This window comes from Corynebacterium sp. HMSC08F01, from assembly GCF_001807545.1.
GTDB classification, from domain to species: domain Bacteria; phylum Actinomycetota; class Actinomycetes; order Mycobacteriales; family Mycobacteriaceae; genus Corynebacterium; species Corynebacterium coyleae.
Genome location: NZ_KV789294.1, coordinates 1 through 864, shown reverse-complemented (window position 1 = coordinate 864; position 864 = coordinate 1). Strand labels below are relative to the sequence as shown.

Sequence of the window (864 nt, the reverse complement as noted above, 5' to 3'; positions counted from 1 at the left end):
CCGTCGCGGTCGAATATGATCTTGCTCAGGTCTTCTTGCCCGCGCTGGTTGATGCTCATGGTCATAAAATCGTCGATGATAAGGACATCGACATTGATCAGTTTCCGCATCTTATCGAGGTAGTTTTGGTCAGTCGGTGAGAAGACCGCCAACATGTCTACGAGTTGGTCTAGCCGGTAGTAGGCCACGGAGTATCCGGCTTGGCATGCGGCGACGCCGATGGCGCAGACTATGTATGTTTTCCCTGTTCCGGTTGGTGCGAGGATGTGAATGTTGGTCGGGTTTTCCCGCCAGTTCGTCGCCGCGATTCGTTTTAACTGGCGCATGTTGATGCCGCGTTGTTCTGCCCGGGTGACTTCAGCAAGGCTCGCATCCGGGTATCGGAATTGTGCCTGGGTGATGGCTTTGGCGATGTTGCGTTGTTGCCGCTGTGTGTAGGCCTCTTCGACTGCTGCGAGGAAGATGTCCTCTGGTAGCGCATCCGCGTAGGCCTCGTCGTTGACAATCTCGTAGAAGACATCAGCGAAGGTCGATACGCGAAGCTTCCGCATTTTTGCCCGTACTGTTTCGTCATCGATGTTGCTCATGGTTAACACTCCTTCTAGTTTTCGTAGTGGTCAGCAGGCCGAATAAAGACGGCATCAGCTGCGTCGCCGGTAAGCGGGGCGCTTGGGCGTTGTTGGTTCTTCGTCGCGGGCTGTGTCTTTCGCCCTGGTGCAGCAGGGTGCTGCTGAGCGTGCGCAATGTCAGTCTGGATGCGCTTGATCACAGCCATAGTTGGAGCCAGCTTCTTTTCTAAGACCTGCTGGCACGCCGGCTCGAGGGTGGCTTTGCTGTGCTTTTTGCCCAGGTTGGCCAGCACGT

At 55.7% G+C, this 864-nt stretch carries 1 protein-coding gene and 1 pseudogene; both read right to left on the bottom strand.

What is annotated here, in order from left to right:
- The coding region (locus tag HMPREF3171_RS03975) for an ATP-binding protein (protein ID WP_070483114.1) at positions 1-587 on the bottom strand (587 nt) is incomplete at its 3' end.
- A gap of 14 nt (positions 588-601) precedes the next feature.
- Positions 602-864: pseudogene (locus HMPREF3171_RS03970) on the bottom strand (IS21 family transposase); the annotation flags it as partial.